The following is a 16,506-nucleotide window of genomic DNA, read 5'->3' on the forward strand; positions in this document are numbered from 1 at the left end:
ATGTTCACCGGCATCGTCACCGACATCGGAACCCTGCGGGCGGTCGAGCCGCGTAACGACGTGCGGCGACTGACCATCGCCACGCGCTACGATACCGCCAGTATCGACCTCGGCGCCTCCATCGCCTGTTCCGGCGTCTGCCTCACGGTCGTGGCCCTGCAGCCGGACGCTTTCGAGGTCGAGGCGGCGCCGGAGACGCTCGCGGTCACCACGGCAAGCGGCTGGAGCGTCGGCGGGCGTCTCAATCTCGAACGCGCGCTCAAGATCGGCGACGAGTTGGGCGGCCATATCGTGCAGGGTCATGTCGACGGGGTGGCCGATGTGGTGGCGCGCGAGGACCTCGGGGAGACCACGCGCTTCACCTTCGAGGCGCCGGAGACGCTGGCGCCCTACATCGCCATCAAGGGCTCGGTGACGCTCGACGGCACCTCGCTGACCGTGAATGAGGTGGATGGCACCCGCTTCTCGTGCCTGCTCATCCCGCACACGCTGGCGCACACTACCTGGGATGCGGTGCAGGCGGGAAGCCGTGTCAATATCGAAGTCGACATGATGGCCCGTTACGCCGCGCGGCTTGCGGAGTTCCGTTGACGCCTGTACGTCGTCGGCTCTGTCAGTTCATGAGGTAACACCATGGCGAGCCCCCGCCCGCCGCGCGCATCCGATGCCGCCGAAACCGTTCCGCTGTTCGGTGAACGCATTCTCATCGTCGAAGCGCGCTTCTATGACGATATCGCCGACGAGCTTCTCGCCGGCGCGCAGGCCGCCATCAAGGCCGCCGGCGCCCATGCCGATGTGATCTCCATGCCCGGCGCGCTGGAAATTCCGGTCGCGGCGGCTATCGCGCTTGATGCGGCCGCCGCCTCCGGCAAGCCCTATGATGCCGTCGTGGCCCTCGGCTGCGTGGTGCGTGGAGAGACCTACCATTTCGAAATCGTCGCCGGCGAGTCGTCGCGCGCGCTGATGGACCTCGCCGTTGCCCGCAAGGTGCCACTCGGCAATGGTATTCTCACCGTCGAGAATGACGAGCAGGCCTGGGTTCGGGCCCGGGTTTCCGAGGGCAACAAGGGTGGCGGTGCGGCCGAGGCAGCGCTGGCGCTGCTCCGACTCAAACGCCGGGTCGGGTGAGCCGCATGACCACCGACGACAAGCCGAGCACCAAGGCCGCCGGGCACAAGCCGGTGCGCAAAAGCGCCGCCCGCCTCAACGCCGTGCAGGCGCTTTACCAGATGGACCTGGCGGCGACGCCGCTGTCGGAAATCCTCGCTCAGTTCGAAAGCCACTGGATCGGGCAGGAGATCGAGGGCGACGAAATTGCCAGCGCCGATCTCAACCTGTTCCGCGACATCGTCAGCGGCGTCGTGCGCGAGCAGAGGAGTGTCGACACGCTGCTCGACGCCGCGCTGGTGCATGGCTGGCCGCTCAAGCGCATCGAGGCGGTGCTACGCGCCACGCTGCGGGCCGGGACCTATGAACTTTCCGAGCGGCCGGACGTTCCTGCCCGTGTAGTCATCGCCGAATATGTGAATGTCGCCGGCGCCTTCCTCGACCGCGAGGAGACCGGCATGGTGAACGCGGTGCTCGATGGCATCGCGCGGGAGAAGCGGCCGGCCGATTTCACCGGCTAGAGGGGTGAGGCGATGGGCGATGGTTCAGGCGCGGCGAATCCGTCCGGCGAAGAGGCGCTGATCGCCCGGCTGTTCACCCCCATCGCCACCCATCCCGGCGCGCTGGGGCTCAAGGACGACGCCGCCCTCCTCGCGGTGCCGCCCGGCCATGAACTGGTGCTGACCAAGGACGCGCTGGTCGCCGGCATCCACTTCTTTGCCGATGATCCGCCGGAAGCCATTGCCCGCAAGGCGATGCGGGTGAACCTCTCCGACCTTGCCTCCAAGGGCGCCCGCCCGCTGGGCGTGATGCTGGCTTTCGCCATCCCGCCCGATATGGATGCCGCCGCGCTCGACGCCTTCGCCGCCGGCATCGGCGCCGATGCCGCGCATTACGAGGCGCCGCTGCTCGGCGGTGACACGGTGCGCACGCCGGGTCCGTTCACTGTGTCGATCACCGCCATCGGCGCGGTGCCGAGCGGCACGATGGTGCGCCGCACCGGCGCCCGGCCAGGGCAGGCGATCGTGGTCAGCGGCACCGTCGGTGACGCCGCGCTCGGGCTCGCCCTGCGGCTTGCACCTGACAGGCCGGGATTTGCGGCACTGACCGATGAAGAGGCGGACTTCCTGCGGGAGCGCTATCTGCTGCCGCGTCCGCGCCTGTCGCTCAGCCGCGCGCTGCGCGAACATGCCAGCGCCGCCATGGATATCTCCGACGGGCTGGTCGGGGACCTCGCCAAGATGCTGGAGGCCTCCGGCGTGGGGGGCGAGATCGAGACGGCGCGCGTGCCACTCAGCCCCGCCGCGCGGCACGCGGTGGAGGCGGAGCCGGCGCTGCTGGAGATCGCACTGACGGGGGGGGACGATTACGAAGTCCTCGCCGTCGTGCCGCATGAGGCGCTGAGCCGGTTCCAGACGGTCGCCACCACGGCGGGAATCGGCGTCGCGGTGATCGGGCAGACGCGGGAAGGGCAGGGCCTCACCGTCCGCGATGGGGAAGGCCAGCCAGTCTCCTTCGCCCAAGGCAGCTTCAGCCATTTCTGACAAGCCCTGCCAAAGAGTGGGGATTTCTCCGATTGCCTGCGACCCGGCATCGACCTAGCCTCGCAGCCAGACGCCGGAATACCCGGCGCTGGTTACGGGAACAGCCACATGAAAATCGCCAGGATTCTGCTCGCGGCCGCCGCTCTTGCCATTGGCGCCGGCGCCGCGCAGGCCGAAATAAAGAAGGTGCGCATCGGCACGGAGGGCGCCTACCCGCCCTTCAACTCCGTGGATACGGCCGGCAAGCTCGTCGGCTTCGACATTGAGATCGGCGAGGCGCTGTGCGCCAAGATGAAGGTCGAGTGCACCTTCGTGGCGCAGGATTGGGACGGCATCATCCCAGCGCTTCTCGCCAAGAAATACGACGTCATCCTCGCCTCCATGTCGATCACCGACGAGCGCAAGGAGAAGGTTGCGTTCACCATTCCCTACTATCTGACCCCCGGCAACTTCATCGCCCCGAAGGACACCAAGATCACCGAGATCACCCCGGCGGCGCTCAAGGGCAAGACCATCGGCGCGCAGTCCTCGACCACGGGCGCCACCTATCTCGAAGACAAGTACAAGGATTCCGAGATCAAGCTCTACCCGACCCAGGACGAGGCCAATGCCGATCTCGCCGCCGGACGCCTCGACGCGGTGCTGGCCGACAAGTTCGTGCTCTACGAATGGCTGGAGAAGTCCACCGACGGCAAGTGCTGCAAGTTCGTCGGCCCCGACCTGAAGGACGTGAATCCGCAAGGCACCGGCATTGCCGTCCGCAAAGAAGACAACGAGCTGCGCGAGGCGCTGAACAAGGCGATCCAGGAGATCAACGCCGACGGCACCTTCGCTAAGATCAACGCCAAGTACTTCCCGTTCCCGATCAACTGACCGACGCTCGGGCGGCGTTCCGCGCCGCCCGAGCCCCCTGATCGACGCCCCCCATCCTCCCGCAGGTTCACCATGAAGACCGACACCATCGTGCTCGGCGCCGGCATCGTCGGCACCAGCGTCGCTCATCACCTGGCGCAGCGGGGACGCTCCGTCGTGCTGGTCGACCGACGCGGCCCTGGCGAGGAGACGTCCTATGGCAATGCCGGGCTCGTGGAGCGGGCGTCGATCTATCCCGTCGCCTTTCCGCGCAAGATCTCGGCGCTTCTCGATGTCGTGCTGGGGCGCAATCCTGCGGCGAACTACCATTGGGACGCCCTGGCGCGCCTCGCGCCGTGGATGTTCGCCTATTGGCGCGCCTCTTCGCCCGCGCGGCTGCTCGACTATGCCCGCCACATGGAGACGCTGCTTGCCTTCACGGTGGACGAACATGACCGCCTGGCGCGTGCCGCCGGCGCGACCCATTTCTTCCGCGACGGCGGCTGGCTGAAGCTCTACCGCACCGCGGCGGGCCTCGATGTGGAACGCAGCGAGTTTCCGCTCGCCCGCTCCTATGGCTTGAGCGCCCGCGAGGTCAGCGTCGACGACGCACTCAAGATGGAACCCTCGCTGCGACCGGTGTTCACCGGCGCGGTCATCTGGTCGGACCCGCACTCGGTGTCGAGCCCCGGCGGGGTCACCCAGGCCTATGCCGCGCACTTCGCCGAATTGGGCGGCGAGGTGCGCCGGGGCGATGCGCGCACACTGGCGCGACTCGGCTCGGGCTGGATGGTGACCACGGAGGAGGGACCGGTCGAGGCGCCGGAAGTGGTGGTGGCGCTCGGCCCCTGGGCCATGGACCTGTTGCGCCCCTTCGGTCTGCGCCTGCCGCTGGAGGTCAAGCGCGGCTACCACATGCACTACCACGCCGAGGGCAATGCGGCGCTGTCGCGGCCCGTATTGGACGAAGAGGGAGGCTATGTCATCACGCCGATGGTTGGCGGCATCCGCCTGACCACGGGCGTGGAGTTCGCCCGCCGCGACGCGCCGAAGAGCCCGGTGCAGCTGGCTAAGACCGAGGCGCTGGCGCGCGACCTGTTTCCGCTCGGCGCGCGGGCCGAGCCTGAGCCGTGGATGGGGAGCCGCCCGGCCTTCCCGGACATGCTGCCCGTCATCGGGCCGGCGCCGGGGCAGAACGGGATGTGGCTCGCCATCGGCCACCAGCATCTCGGCTTCACGCTGGGGCCTATCACCGGCCGCCTGCTCGCGGAAATGATGAGCGGGGACGTGCCGTGCACCGACCCCGCGCCGTTTTCCGCCGAACGCTTCCGCTGATCCGGAGCCGCGCCCGGATCAGATGCCCGGGCGGAAGTTCGTGGCGTTGAAGATCTGGCCGACCAGCGAGACTTCCGACCCGCCCGTCGGCGTGGTGCGGCTGATGAAGTCGAACACCTTGCCGTCCTTTAGGCCATAATCGGCGATCCGGGTGACGCGCTTGTCCTTCGGATCGAAATAGACCGCGATGACCCGCTGGTCGACGATCTCGGGCCGAAGGAACATGACCTTCTTGGCCTTTTGCGAGATGTAATAGAACACCTCGCCGTCGACCGTGGCGATGGTGGAGGGGGTGCCGAGCACCAGCAGCACCTGCTCCTGGCTGGAGCCGATCGGCACCTGCTGCAATGCCTCCGGGGCGATGACGTAACCGCGCTGCCGTTCCTGCACGAAGCTGGTGGGCGTGCGCGGCAGGCCCATATTGGCGGTCGCCATGGGCATGTCGCCGGAACAGCCGGTGAGCCCGACCACTCCCACGCCGGCCATCGCTATCGACGCCCAGGTCGCCATCCGGGTGCCGGGAGCCTTGTTCCGCGTCGTGTGCGTCGATGCCATCCACTCAACTCCGAAGCTCGTGCCGCCCTCGCCGGAAAGCGTTGCGGCAGGGGCAGAAAGCACAGGGCGGGTCCCTGATGCAACCATCGAGGCCGCCGCCGGTCATGGCGCCGTCGCAACCGGCCGCCGGGGTTGCCAGCGCCGGCCGCCCGCGCTACCTCGCCAGCCGGGCCATGCCGGCCATGGCAATGAGGCAGGAGCCGTCGATGATTCTGCGTTTCTTCCGCCGGAATGACGGAAGCGAGACCATTCAGCGGCTCTATGGCGCGATCGTGGCGCATTCGCGCCAGCCCGTATTTTACACCGATTACGCCGTTCCCGACACCATTGAAGGCCGGTTCGAGATGATCCTCGTCCATGCCTTCCTGCTGTTCCATCGTCTCAAGAGCGAGGATGAGGAACGCCGCGGCCTGGGACAGGGCGTGTTCGACGCCTTCTGCACCGACATGGACGCCAATCTCCGGGAGATGGGGGTAGGCGACCTCACCGTGCCGAAGAAGATGAAAAAGGTGGCCGAGGCGTTCTATGGCCGCATCGCCGCCTACGAGCCGCCTGTCGAGGCGGGCGACGTCGGCGCGCTCGCCGAGGCGGTGCTGCGCAATGTCCATGGCTCCCGCACGGCGGATGCACAGGAGGCGCGCACCTTCGCGCAGTATATGATAGGGGCGGCGGCCGCATTGCGAGCGGTCCCTTTCGCCCGCTTCGCCGCTGGTGATTTCCCGCTGGCCCCGCCGGCCGCTCTCGGCTCCACGGAGACAGACCCGTCATGACCGACGCTTCACCACTTTCCAAACCGGTCCTCGTCGCCAGCCTGCCCGAAGACGGGCTGACCCTGAAACTCACCCCGGACGCCGCGACGCGCGCGGCGCTGGCCAAGGATTTCGGCATCCCCGGCATTCCCGCGCTGACGGCCGACGTGACGCTGACCCCCGGCCGGGGCGGTACGGTTCATGTCACCGGCCGCGTGGATGCGGTCGTCACTCAGACCTGCGTGGTGACGCTGGAGGATTTCGACAGCAAGGTGTCGGAGCCGATCGACCTGCGTTTCGCCCCGCCGGAGAAGCTGCCGGAAATTCGACCCGGTGCCGAGATTGATGTGTCGGAGCTCGACCTGCCCGACCCGCTGGTCGATGGCACTATCGACGCCGGCGCAGTCGCGGCGGAGTTTCTCGCCCTCGGGCTCGATCCCTATCCGCGCAAGCCGGATGCGGAGTTTCAAGGCCCGGCCGAGCCCGGACCGGCGGAGGCGTCTCCCTTCGCGGCGCTGGCCAAGTTGCGCGGGGACGGTGGAGGCGATGCCGATTAAGCCGGTGCAGGGCGGGGAAATGCAACGTCGCTATTGTCAGGACGGCTCAACTCGGGCATGCCGTCAGCGCGGCGCTGGCGTCGCTCCGCCGTCCACCCGACCAATGAGACCCCGCCACTAGATGTCTTCGCCCGTTCGAATAGCGCTCGACGTCATGGGCGGCGACCATGGACCGGAAGTGGTCCTCCCCGGCGCCGAGATTGCGCTTACCCGCCATCCCGACATCGCCTTCCTGCTCTATGGCGACGCCCCCCGCATCAACGAGTTGCTCAGGACGCGCCCGAAGCTGGCGGCGGCCAGCACGGTGGTGCACACCGATGTTGTCGTGCGGATGGACGACAAGCCGAGCCAGGCGCTACGCCAGGGCCGGCGGGTCTCGTCCATGTGGCGCGCCATTGATGCGGTGCGGGTGAAGGAAGCCGATTGCGCCGTCTCTGCCGGCAATACCGGCGCGCTGATGGCGATGGCCAAGGTCAACCTCAAGATGATGGCCGGCATCAGCCGCCCGGCCATTGCCTGCCTGTGGCCGACCATGCGCGGGGAGAGCGTGGTGCTGGATGTCGGCGCTTCCATCGGAGCGACGGCGCAGCACCTCGTCGACATGGCCGTCATGGGCGCGGCCATGGCCCGAATCGTCTTCGACATCGAGCGCCCGACCGTCGGCCTGCTCAATGTCGGCGTCGAGGAGATCAAGGGCGTCGAAGAGGTCAAGGACGCGGCCGGCGCGCTGCGCGCGGCCAACCATCCGGGCGTCGCCTATCATGGCTTCATCGAGGGCGACGACATCGGTCGCGGCAGTGTCGACGTGGTCGTCACCGAGGGCTTCTCCGGCAATATCGCGCTCAAGACCGCCGAGGGCACCGCCAAGCAGGTGTCGGAGTTCCTGCGCGGCGCGATCAGCCGCAGCTTCATGGCCAAGATCGGTTATCTGCTGGCGCGCGGGGCCTTCCAGGCGCTCCGCGAAAAGCTCGATCCGCGCAAGTCGAATGGCGGCGTGTTCCTCGGCCTCAACGGCGTCGTGATCAAGAGCCATGGTGGCACCGATGCCGAAGGCTTCGCCTCGGCCGTCGATATCGGCTACGACATGGTCCGCTACCAGCTTCTCTCCCGTATTGAAGCGGGAATGAATGATCGTCCGCAGGTCAGCCATGTCGGCGCTGCGGATGCCTCCGTCTCTGACGAGCTACAGGTTCCATCGTGAGTGCAATCCGTTCCGTCGTGCGTGGTGTCGGCTCCTATCTGCCGGCCCGCTGTCTGACCAATGCCGACCTCGCGCAGATGGTCGACACATCCGATGAATGGATCGTCCAGCGCACGGGCATCCGCACGCGGCATATCGCGGCGGAAGGCGAGGTGACCTCCGATCTCGCCATCCACGCCGCGCGCGCCGCGCTGGCCGATGCCGGGCTGACGCCGGACGACATCGACCTCATCGTCCTCGCCACGTCGACACCCGACAACACCTTCCCGGCCACCGCGGTCAGCGTGCAGGCGGGTCTCGGCATCACCCATGGCGCAGCCTTCGATCTCCAGGCCGTGTGCTCGGGCTTCGTCTTCGCGCTGGCGACGGCCGACAACTTCTTGAAATCCGGCGCCTATCGCCGCTGCCTGGTCATCGGCGCGGAGACCTTCTCGCGCATCCTCGATTGGTCAGACCGCACCACCTGTGTGCTGTTCGGCGACGGCGCCGGCGCACTGGTGCTCGAGGCGGTGCCGGACGAGGAGGAGGGCCGTGGCGTCCTGACCTCACATCTGCGCTCGGACGGCCGTCACAAGAACAAGCTCTATGTCGATGGCGGCGTGTCCTCCACCCGGAGCGTCGGCTTCCTGCGCATGGAAGGCCGCGAAGTGTTCCGCCACGCGGTCGGCATGATCACCGACGTGATCGTCGATGCCTTCGAGGCGACGGGTGAATCGGCCGACACGATCGACTGGTTCGTTCCGCATCAGGCGAACCGCCGCATCATCGACGCCAGCGCCGTCAAGCTCGGTATCGCACCGGAAAAGGTGGTGATCACGGTCGACCAGCATGGCAACACCTCGGCCGCGTCGATCCCGCTGGCGCTGGCCGCCGCACACGCCGATGGGCGCATCAAGCGCGGTGATCTGGTGCTGCTGGAGGCCATGGGCGGCGGCTTCACCTGGGCGTCGGCGCTCGTGCGCTGGTAATCCGCGCCACAGGCGCGAAGCGCCGTTGACCGGCACGGGCGACGGCGCCTAGTTTGGCGTTTAGTAACATCGGCATCGACGGGACAGGGAATACGGCAATGGCAGGTCGCACCATCACGCGCGCCGATCTGTGCGAGGCGGTTTATCAGCGGGTCGGGCTTTCGCGCACGGAGTCGGCGGCGCTCGTCGAAACCGTGCTGTCCGAAATCGCTGATTGCGTGGCGCGCGGCGAGACGGTGAAACTCTCTTCCTTCGGCTCCTTCGTGGTCCGCCAGAAGGGCGAGCGCATCGGCCGCAACCCCAAGACCGGCGAGGAAGTGCCGATCGCCCCGCGCCGCGTCATGGTGTTCAAGCCCTCCAACATCCTCAAGCAGCAGATCAATCGGGCCTCGCCGGAGTCGTGAGCGCGCGACAGGACCAGCCGGGGGCGGAAAAGGGGCCTGACGCCTTCCGCACGATCAGCGAGGTCGCCGAAGACCTCGATCTCCCCCAGCATGTCCTGCGTTTCTGGGAAACCCGCTTCCCGCAAATCCGCCCGCTCAAGCGTGGCGGTGGTCGGCGCTATTACCGGCCGGACGATGTGGAACTCCTGCGCGGCATCCGCCACCTTCTCTACGGGGAAGGCTACACGATCCGTGGTGTCCAGCGCATCCTGAAGGAAGAGGGCCCGCGCTACGTGCAGGCTCTCGCGCGTGAGGTCGACGGAGAGGAACGGGCGCCCCCCGAGCCGGAACGGCGCGAAGAGCAGGAGGTACCACCGGCGGCGGACGCGTTATTCGGCCGTGACGAGCCGTCGACGTACCCGGCGCCTCCCGGCGCCGAGGCGGGCGCCGACAAGGATGGTGGCTTGCTCGATCTTCTGCCCGGGCGCTCCTACGGGCCCGCCGAGGATGCCTCGTCGCGCCGCACGCGGCGTCGGCCGGACAGCGAGCCCACCCCGTTCGACTTGCCGCTGCTAGCTGATCTCGAACCGCCACCGCGTACCGTGCGGACGGATCCGTTCTTGAACGGGGATCCCTCGCTCTTCAGCCCCCGTCGGGGCAACCGGACGGACGACACGCCTGCCCCTGAGCCGCACCTGCCGCAGGAACGTGCAGCCCGAGAGCCGATGCCGGACGAGGCGCGGCCGGCTTTTCCATTCCGCCGCATGGAAGCCGGTCCGGCGACGCTGGCGGAGGACGAGGTGAGTTTTGGGCCGGAGCGGGTGCGTCCTGATCCGCCCCGTGCCGAGAACGAACTGTCAGGCAGCGTCCATATGGGGGCGGTAGCCTCGACGCCCCTACGTGGCGATGACCTGAAGCGGCTCGAAGCGGTGCTGCATGAATTGCAGGATTGTCAGCGGCTGCTGGACGCCGCGCGGGACCGGGACAACTGAACGCACGTCCCGGTCCGCGATCGGCCTCTCTTTTCAGTCAACCACGGCGATATCGACCTTGGCCACGCCACGGCTGCGGAAGCCGAGCTGATCGGCGACGGCGGTCGACACGTCGATAATGCGCCCCCTCACGAAGGGGCCGCGGTCGTTGATCCGCACCACGACCGAGCGGCCATTGGCCTTGTTGGTGACGCGAACCCGGGTGTTGAAGGGCAAGCTGCGATGCGCCGCCGTCATGGCCTTGGCGCTGTGCCGCTCCCCATTGGCGGTGCGGCCGCCATAGCCGTAATAGGACGCCATGCCGGACGTCGCGGTGATGTTCGTCTTCTTTGAACTTGCAAGGGCAGCATTGCCGCCGGCGAGAAAGATGATCCCCGTCGCGAACGCCGCGCCGGCGACCCGTCCCATTCCCCAAGCCGTCAATACCTTCGTCCTTCTCCTGTTAGCGAGGAGGCGATGCATGAAAAGGAATTGTGGCGGGGGCATCACGACAATGTGGCTATAACGCGCAGCGGCGAAGCATGTCGTTGTTTGCATCATAATAAAGCGTACCAGAAGAGCAACGCTCCATTTGCGCTTATCCCAGATTAGATGCTGGCCCGGACGGGCGGCCAGGCGCTCTGTAGCCTGTTCGCCAACATGTTGAATTCAGGTGGCAATCGCTATTTGTGAGACGGCGTCGGGCTCATCTGAGGCTGGCGTCAGACAGCGCCGTCATCCGAAAGCCATGATGGATTTCGGAGGCTACGCGGTGCTATTGAGCGGACGGGCTGCGGCCATTTGTCGAGGAGCGTGAGAATGGCGACGAACGAAACTGGCGCGATGAAGCCGGTCGCGGAAGAGGTGGTCGGTCTTCTGCAGGGTCTGGGCGTTCCTGAAGCGCATTGGCGCGGCGGCACGCGGGCCGTCCACTCGCCGATAACGGGCGAGACCGTCGCTCACGTCGCCGAAGCGAGCCCTGCCGAGGCGGGGGCGGCGGTGGAGCGTTCGGTCGCCGCGTTCGAAGCGTGGCGCACTGTACCGGCGCCGCGACGGGGCGAGCTCGTGCGTCTGCTCGGCGAGGAACTGCGCGCCCACAAGACCGACCTCGGCCGCCTCGTGACACTGGAAGCCGGCAAGATCCTCTCCGAAGGCCTCGGCGAGGTGCAGGAGATGATCGACATCTGCGACTTCGCTGTCGGCCTGTCGCGCCAGCTCTACGGCCTCACCATCGCCTCCGAGCGCCCCGGCCATCGCATGATGGAAACCTGGCACCCGGTAGGACCCGTGGCCATCATCACCGCCTTCAATTTCCCGGTCGCTGTCTGGTCGTGGAACGCTGCCCTGGCGCTGGTCTGCGGCAACAGCGTGCTGTGGAAGCCGTCGGAAAAGACCCCGCTCACCGCGCTCGCCGTGCAGGCGCTGTTCGAGCGGGCCGTGCGCGCCTTCGGCGCGGCGCCGGAAGGCCTTTCGCAGCTGCTGATCGGCGGCGCCGAGATCGGTGCGGCACTGACCGACGACGCCCGCATTCCCGTCGTCTCTGCCACCGGCTCGACCCGTATGGGGCGCATCGTCGGCGAGCGGGTCGCACGGCGCTTCGGGCGCTCCATCCTGGAACTCGGCGGCAACAATGCCGCCATCGTCTGTCCCTCGGCGGATCTCGACCTCGCTCTGCGTGGCATTGCCTTCGCCGCCATGGGTACCGCGGGCCAGCGCTGCACCACGCTGCGCCGTCTCATCGTGCATGAGAGCGTGTACGACACACTGGTGCCGCGCCTCGCCAAGGCCTATGGCTCGGTCGGCATCGGCGACCCGCGCGAGGCCGGCACGCTGATCGGCCCGCTGATCGACAAGGCGGCCTTCGAGGCGATGCAGGCCGCCCTCGACGCCGCCCGTGCGGCCGGCGGGAGCGTGCATGGCGGTGAGCGCGTGCAGGTCGGCGGCCATGCGGACGCCTATTATGTCCGCCCGGCGCTGGTGGAGCTCGACGAACAGATCGACATCGTCAAGCACGAGACCTTCGCGCCGATCCTGTATGTGCTGCGCTGCACCGGCCTGCCGGAAGCGATCAAGCTGCACAATGGCGTGCCGCAGGGCCTGTCTTCATCGATCTTCACCAATGACCTGCGCGAGGCCGAGACCTTCCTGTCGGCGGAAGGTTCGGATTGCGGCATCGCCAACGTCAATATCGGTCCTTCGGGCGCGGAAATCGGCGGCGCCTTCGGCGGCGAAAAGGAAACCGGCGGCGGCCGTGAATCCGGTTCCGACGCCTGGAAGGCCTATATGCGGCGTGCGACCAACACCATCAACTACTCGCGCGCCCTGCCGCTGGCTCAGGGCGTGTCGTTCGACATCGACTGATCCGGCGTCCAAAAGGACACCACGTCGTCGAGGGCCGGCCTTGGCCGGTCCTCGGTGATGCGCGTTGGCCGGCCGATATGGATGAAGCCGGCGATCCGTTCGCCCGCCCCCACGCCGAGCAGAGCGGCGGCTTCCGGGTCGCGCCCGGGCCATTTCAAGAGCCACTGGGTGGCAAAGCCCATTGCTGCCGCTCCCACGGTGAGCGCCATGCCCGCCGCACCGGCCGAGAGCACCTGATTCCACTCCGGCACCTTGGCGGTCAGATCGGGTCGGCTGACCAGCACCACCGTCACCGGCGCACGCAGCAGATATTGCGTCCACATACCGCCCTTGGCCGGCGGCACTTGCGGATTCTGCCGCGCATAAAGCGCATCGAGCCGCTCACCAAGGGATTGGCGTGCCACGCCGGCCACCACCACGAACCGCCAGGGGCAAAGCCGTCCATGGTCCGGAACGCGGCTGGCGAGGGCGAGCAGGCGCCGCAGCTCGTCCTCCGTCGGCCCCGGCTCCACCAGCCCGCGCAGCGGCGGCGAGCGCCGCCTCTCCAAACGCTCCAGCATCTCCGCGCTGGCGGGCACGTCCAGCGGCGCGGTGGGTGCCGCGTCGGCGGCAAGAGCGTGCGCATGGGAAGGGTGATTCATCCGTCCGCATCCTTGAGAAGGGGCGGCCATCCTAGCGCGCGCCCGGCCCGGCGTCGTCTCTGTCGTCCACAGGGCACGGCCCGGCTTGCATAAGGGCCGGCAAATGGCTAGACAGACGGCGCCTCACGGCGTCGGAGCGTAGCGCAGCCTGGTTAGCGCACTAGTCTGGGGGACTAGGGGTCGGAGGTTCAAATCCTCTCGCTCCGACCATTTTCACCGGCACCCCCAATAGCCGGTGACACTTCCCGATACGTCGAGACGCTTTAACACGGTGGAAACCATGGCGGTGCCTAATAGGCCCCATGATCGACCCCCGCGAAAGCACTCCGCCGATGGCTGCCGGCACCGTCTCCGAGGCGGACGTCGCGGATTCCGGGAATCGGTACGTGCCGGCGCGCCGCTTGCTGCGAGGACTGATCCTGCCGACGCTTGCCGCTCTCGTCATGGCCGGTATCGCCGGCGAGGTCACCGCTCCCCGCTACGAATCCCGTGCGCGGCTGTGGATCGACGGGCGCGACGCGGCGGCGGGACGGGACAGCCTGAAGGTTCTCACCTCGCGGGACTTTGCCCGTCAGGCCATTGAAACGCATCGCCTGACGGCGCGCCTCGCCGCTCCCACCGCCAGCGGCGCCGGCGTGCTGTCCGGCACCGCCCTGCAACTGGCCGGTTTCGCGATGCCTGCCGACGCGGCGCCGCTCTCGCGCGAGACCCTGGCCTTGCGCAGTCTGGAGCGCGGGCTGGACGTGCGGCAGATCGGTGGAGGGCAGGTGGCGATCGATGTCGTCTCGCCCGACCCGCGGCTCTCTGCCGATGTGGCCAATGCCCTTGCTGCAACCTATGTCGAACTGCGCCAGTCACGCGGCGTCCACCCGGCGGAGCCGGAGGGCCCCGCGCCCGCGCCCGCCCGAATCATCGCCAATGCCGCACCGGCCACGGTTGCGCGCTGGCCGACACCGCTCCTCTCCAGCCTTCTCGCCGGTATCGGCACTTTCGCGCTGGTGTTTGGCCTGCAGAGCTGGCTGCGCCGGCGCCAGGGCGCCCCGGGCCACGAATATGGTGCCGTGCCGCTGCCGGAAACGACGCCGCGCCCGCGCCAGCACCTTCCCTGGATCGGCGCGCACTCCAGCGAATCCCCGAGTTCCGCCGAACTGACCAGCCCGCTGCGTCTGCTGTCGCGCGAACGCGAGCAGGCCGACCTCGCCCGGCTGATCGAACTGCGCGGAACGGCGGCGCGGCTCGTCACCGTCACCGGCGGCCGAGCGCACGAATCCATCGCCCGCTGCGCGCTTGCCCTCGGCCGTTCGCTGGCCGGGACGGAGCAGCGCGTGGTGGTGGTCTGCCTCGACGTCGCCTCGCCGACCCTCGACGGCCTGACCGCCGATCCTCGCGCACCGGGGTTGACCGACCTTCTGTCGGGTGTCTGCGGTTTCTCGGACGCCATTCACCGCGAAAGCGCGTCGCGCTGCCACGTCATCCCGCCGGGACGCGGGGCGCGCGAGGCGGACGGCTTGGTCACCGCCGACCGGCTGCCGCTGATCCTGACCGCGTTGAAGCAGACCTATGATCACGTGATCGTGGCCGCGCCGCCTCTGGGCGGCATGGCGGGCGCGGAGCGTCTCGCCTCTCTGAGCCCGACCACCATTCTCGTCACCCAGCCGGGCGGGATGGCGACCGACGCGGTGCAGGCCTTCGATGCGCTCGCGTCTCTCGGCTTCGGCGAGATTGCGATGGTGACCTTTACGCCGGAAGCAGAGCCCCGCGCCTTGTCACGCGCCGCCTGACGCAACGGTTCAAAGCGTTTCTGACCGGCGGTCGTGCCGCTGCATCCAGCGGATCAGCAGGCCCGCGGGAACGATCCAGCCAACACCCAGCACCACATAGGCGACGAATTGCCCGAGGGCCGGCAGGGTGGTGACGCGCCCCTGCGCCAGCGCCATCGCCGCCAGCGCCCAGCCGAGCACCAGAAACACCAGCAGCACGGTGCCGACGAATTTGCGCGAGCGAGCGGAAAGGCCGGGACGAGGGGCGGACATGGGCGGCTCCGGTCTGGACGGTCGGGCGCGAGACAATGAGTCCCGTTGCGCGCGGGCAGCGGCCTCTATATCGCTCGCGACGCCCGGGCGGAAGCGGCCCGGCGCGGGGTGGCCGATGGGGCAGGCGGCCGCCAATGCAGGGAGCGCCCGCTTATGGTTCAGGATCACGTCGCCACCGACGTCCCCCGTCACCTCGCCGTGCCACGCGCCGGCGAACCTTCCGCCGGCGACCGTCTGCGGCCGGTGCGGCTCTGGCTCTATTTCGTGGCGGCGCTGGTGGTGCTGATGGTCGTGGTCGGCGGCGCCACGCGGCTGACTGAGTCGGGCCTTTCCATCACCGAATGGAAGCCGGTGACCGGCACGCTGCCGCCGCTGAGTGACGCGGCGTGGCAGGCGGAGTTCGACAAGTACCGGCAGATTCCGCAGTACCAGCAGATCAACCGGGGCATGAGCCTCGCCGAGTTCAAGTACATTTTCTGGTGGGAGTGGGGTCATCGGCTGCTCGGCCGCGTCATCGGCTTCGCCTTCCTGCTGCCCTTCCTGTTCTTCCTCTGGCGCGGCATCCTCGACCGGCCGCTGCGCTGGAAGCTCGCCGGCCTATTCGTGCTGGGCGGCCTTCAGGGGGCGGTCGGCTGGTGGATGGTCGCGTCCGGGCTGGTCAACCGCGTCGATGTCAGCCAGTACCGGCTGGCGACCCATCTCACCCTCGCCTGCGTCATTCTCGCCGCTATCGTCGCGGTAGCGACCCAGCTCAAGCCGCCCCAGGAGCGGCGCGCGTCGCCGGACTGGTTGCGGGGCTATGCGCGGATACTGTTCGCGGTGGTGCTGCTGCAGATATTCCTTGGCGGCCTCGTCGCCGGCCTCGACGCCGGGCTGACCTACACCACCTGGCCGCTGATGGACGGGCATCTCGTGCCGCCGCTCGACAATCTGTTCGTGCAACAGCCGGCCTGGCGGAACCTGTTCGAGAATGTTCTCACTGTGCAGTTCAACCACCGCCTCGTCGCCTATGTGCTGCTGGCGCTGGCGCTCGGCCACTGGCTGAGCGCGCGGCGGATCGGCGGCGCGGTGCGCCAGCGGGCGACACTGATCCTGCTGCTGGTCTGCGCCCAGGCCGCGCTCGGCATCCTGACCCTGATTCACCAGGTGCCGATCGACATCGCGCTGACGCACCAGTTCGGCGCTACGCTGGTGCTGATCGCGGTGACAGTGAATCTGGTGCGTCTGCGGGAAGGCGCCTGAGGCGCCA

18 protein-coding genes, 1 tRNA gene and 1 pseudogene are annotated in these 16,506 nt (G+C 68.0%); 16 read left to right on the plus strand and 4 right to left on the minus strand.

Annotated elements, in window-relative coordinates; translation table 11 throughout:
• From ACO07Z_RS05310 to ACO07Z_RS05335, 6 genes are all read left to right on the plus strand, one after another.
• Positions 1-591, plus strand: coding sequence for a riboflavin synthase (locus ACO07Z_RS05310; protein ID WP_421697717.1), 591 nt, complete (start codon positions 1-3; stop codon positions 589-591).
• A gap of 42 nt (positions 592-633) precedes the next feature.
• On the plus strand, positions 634-1,128 hold the full coding sequence (gene ribH, locus ACO07Z_RS05315; RefSeq protein WP_421697718.1) for a 6,7-dimethyl-8-ribityllumazine synthase: 495 nt from the start codon (positions 634-636) through the stop codon (positions 1,126-1,128).
• 5 nt (positions 1,129-1,133) lie between these two features.
• Complete coding sequence (nusB, locus tag ACO07Z_RS05320) at positions 1,134-1,628, plus strand: transcription antitermination factor NusB (RefSeq protein ID WP_421697719.1); 495 nt, start codon at positions 1,134-1,136, stop codon at positions 1,626-1,628.
• A 12-nt stretch (positions 1,629-1,640) separates the two neighbouring features.
• On the plus strand, positions 1,641-2,651 hold the full coding sequence (gene thiL / locus ACO07Z_RS05325; protein ID WP_421697720.1) for a thiamine-phosphate kinase: 1,011 nt from the start codon (positions 1,641-1,643) through the stop codon (positions 2,649-2,651).
• Positions 2,652-2,759: 108 nt separating this feature from the next.
• Positions 2,760-3,524 (plus strand): ABC transporter substrate-binding protein, encoded by a 765-nt coding sequence (locus ACO07Z_RS05330; RefSeq protein WP_421697721.1) that lies wholly within the window; start codon positions 2,760-2,762, stop codon positions 3,522-3,524.
• A 72-nt stretch (positions 3,525-3,596) separates the two neighbouring features.
• Positions 3,597-4,838: an NAD(P)/FAD-dependent oxidoreductase gene (locus tag ACO07Z_RS05335; RefSeq protein WP_421697722.1), complete on the plus strand. Its 1,242-nt coding sequence runs from the start codon at positions 3,597-3,599 to the stop codon at positions 4,836-4,838.
• An 18-nt stretch (positions 4,839-4,856) separates the two neighbouring features.
• On the opposite strand, the gene ACO07Z_RS05340 is transcribed toward ACO07Z_RS05335, so the two are convergent.
• On the minus strand, positions 4,857-5,393 hold the full coding sequence (locus tag ACO07Z_RS05340) for an outer membrane protein assembly factor BamE (RefSeq protein ID WP_421697723.1): 537 nt from the start codon (positions 5,391-5,393) through the stop codon (positions 4,857-4,859).
• 206 nt (positions 5,394-5,599) lie between these two features.
• Between ACO07Z_RS05340 and ACO07Z_RS05345 the strand changes: the two genes are divergently transcribed.
• The 6 genes and pseudogenes from ACO07Z_RS05345 to ACO07Z_RS05370 all read left to right on the plus strand — a co-directional run.
• The gene (locus ACO07Z_RS05345; protein ID WP_421697724.1) at positions 5,600-6,163 is read left to right on the plus strand and encodes a ubiquinol-cytochrome C chaperone family protein; all 564 of its coding nucleotides are present in this window, start codon (positions 5,600-5,602) and stop codon (positions 6,161-6,163) included.
• Positions 6,160-6,699: a YceD family protein gene (locus ACO07Z_RS05350; protein ID WP_421697725.1), complete on the plus strand. Its 540-nt coding sequence runs from the start codon at positions 6,160-6,162 to the stop codon at positions 6,697-6,699. Before ACO07Z_RS05345 ends, ACO07Z_RS05350 begins: the two co-directional genes overlap by 4 nt.
• Before the next feature lie 121 nt (positions 6,700-6,820).
• Entirely contained in the window at positions 6,821-7,900 is a 1,080-nt protein-coding gene (gene plsX / locus ACO07Z_RS05355) for a phosphate acyltransferase PlsX (protein ID WP_421697726.1), read from the plus strand.
• Complete coding sequence (locus ACO07Z_RS05360) at positions 7,897-8,868, plus strand: beta-ketoacyl-ACP synthase III (protein WP_421697727.1); 972 nt, start codon at positions 7,897-7,899, stop codon at positions 8,866-8,868. The genes plsX and ACO07Z_RS05360 overlap by 4 nt, the downstream gene beginning before the upstream one ends.
• Before the next feature lie 98 nt (positions 8,869-8,966).
• Complete coding sequence (locus ACO07Z_RS05365; RefSeq protein ID WP_244376685.1) at positions 8,967-9,272, plus strand: integration host factor subunit alpha; 306 nt, start codon at positions 8,967-8,969, stop codon at positions 9,270-9,272.
• Positions 9,269-9,559: pseudogene (locus ACO07Z_RS05370) on the plus strand (MerR family transcriptional regulator); the annotation flags it as partial. The gene ACO07Z_RS05365 and the pseudogene ACO07Z_RS05370, both read left to right, overlap by 4 nt.
• 717 nt (positions 9,560-10,276) lie before the next feature.
• Here ACO07Z_RS05370 and ACO07Z_RS05375 read toward each other — a convergent pair.
• The gene (locus ACO07Z_RS05375) at positions 10,277-10,651 is read right to left on the minus strand and encodes a septal ring lytic transglycosylase RlpA family protein (protein WP_244450897.1); all 375 of its coding nucleotides are present in this window, start codon (positions 10,649-10,651) and stop codon (positions 10,277-10,279) included.
• Between the two features lie 390 nt (positions 10,652-11,041).
• Here ACO07Z_RS05375 and ACO07Z_RS05380 point away from each other — a divergent pair, with 390 nt between their 5' ends.
• A complete protein-coding gene (locus tag ACO07Z_RS05380; protein ID WP_421697728.1) occupies positions 11,042-12,583 on the plus strand; it encodes an aldehyde dehydrogenase family protein in 1,542 nt (513 codons plus the stop codon).
• Here ACO07Z_RS05380 and ACO07Z_RS05385 read toward each other — a convergent pair.
• Positions 12,556-13,224 (minus strand): nitroreductase family protein, encoded by a 669-nt coding sequence (locus ACO07Z_RS05385; RefSeq protein ID WP_421697729.1) that lies wholly within the window; start codon positions 13,222-13,224, stop codon positions 12,556-12,558. The two genes, ACO07Z_RS05380 and ACO07Z_RS05385, sit on opposite strands and share 28 nt — an antisense overlap.
• A gap of 132 nt (positions 13,225-13,356) precedes the next feature.
• Here ACO07Z_RS05385 and ACO07Z_RS05390 point away from each other — a divergent pair.
• Positions 13,357-13,434 (plus strand) — tRNA-Pro (locus ACO07Z_RS05390).
• 92 nt (positions 13,435-13,526) lie between these two features.
• Positions 13,527-15,005, plus strand: a complete 1,479-nt coding sequence (locus tag ACO07Z_RS05395) for a lipopolysaccharide biosynthesis protein (RefSeq protein ID WP_421697730.1) — start codon at positions 13,527-13,529, stop codon at positions 15,003-15,005.
• Positions 15,006-15,014: 9 nt separating this feature from the next.
• Here the strand turns inward: ACO07Z_RS05395 and ACO07Z_RS05400 are convergent, their stop codons facing one another.
• Positions 15,015-15,257 (minus strand): DUF2842 domain-containing protein, encoded by a 243-nt coding sequence (locus ACO07Z_RS05400; RefSeq protein ID WP_421697731.1) that lies wholly within the window; start codon positions 15,255-15,257, stop codon positions 15,015-15,017.
• Between the two features lie 153 nt (positions 15,258-15,410).
• Between ACO07Z_RS05400 and ACO07Z_RS05405 the strand changes: the two genes are divergently transcribed.
• Positions 15,411-16,499: a COX15/CtaA family protein gene (locus tag ACO07Z_RS05405; RefSeq protein WP_421697732.1), complete on the plus strand. Its 1,089-nt coding sequence runs from the start codon at positions 15,411-15,413 to the stop codon at positions 16,497-16,499.
• Positions 16,500-16,506 lie beyond the last annotated feature (7 nt).

It is taken from the genome of Ancylobacter sp. (genome assembly GCF_965229075.1).
Lineage (GTDB): Bacteria > Pseudomonadota > Alphaproteobacteria > Rhizobiales > Xanthobacteraceae > Ancylobacter.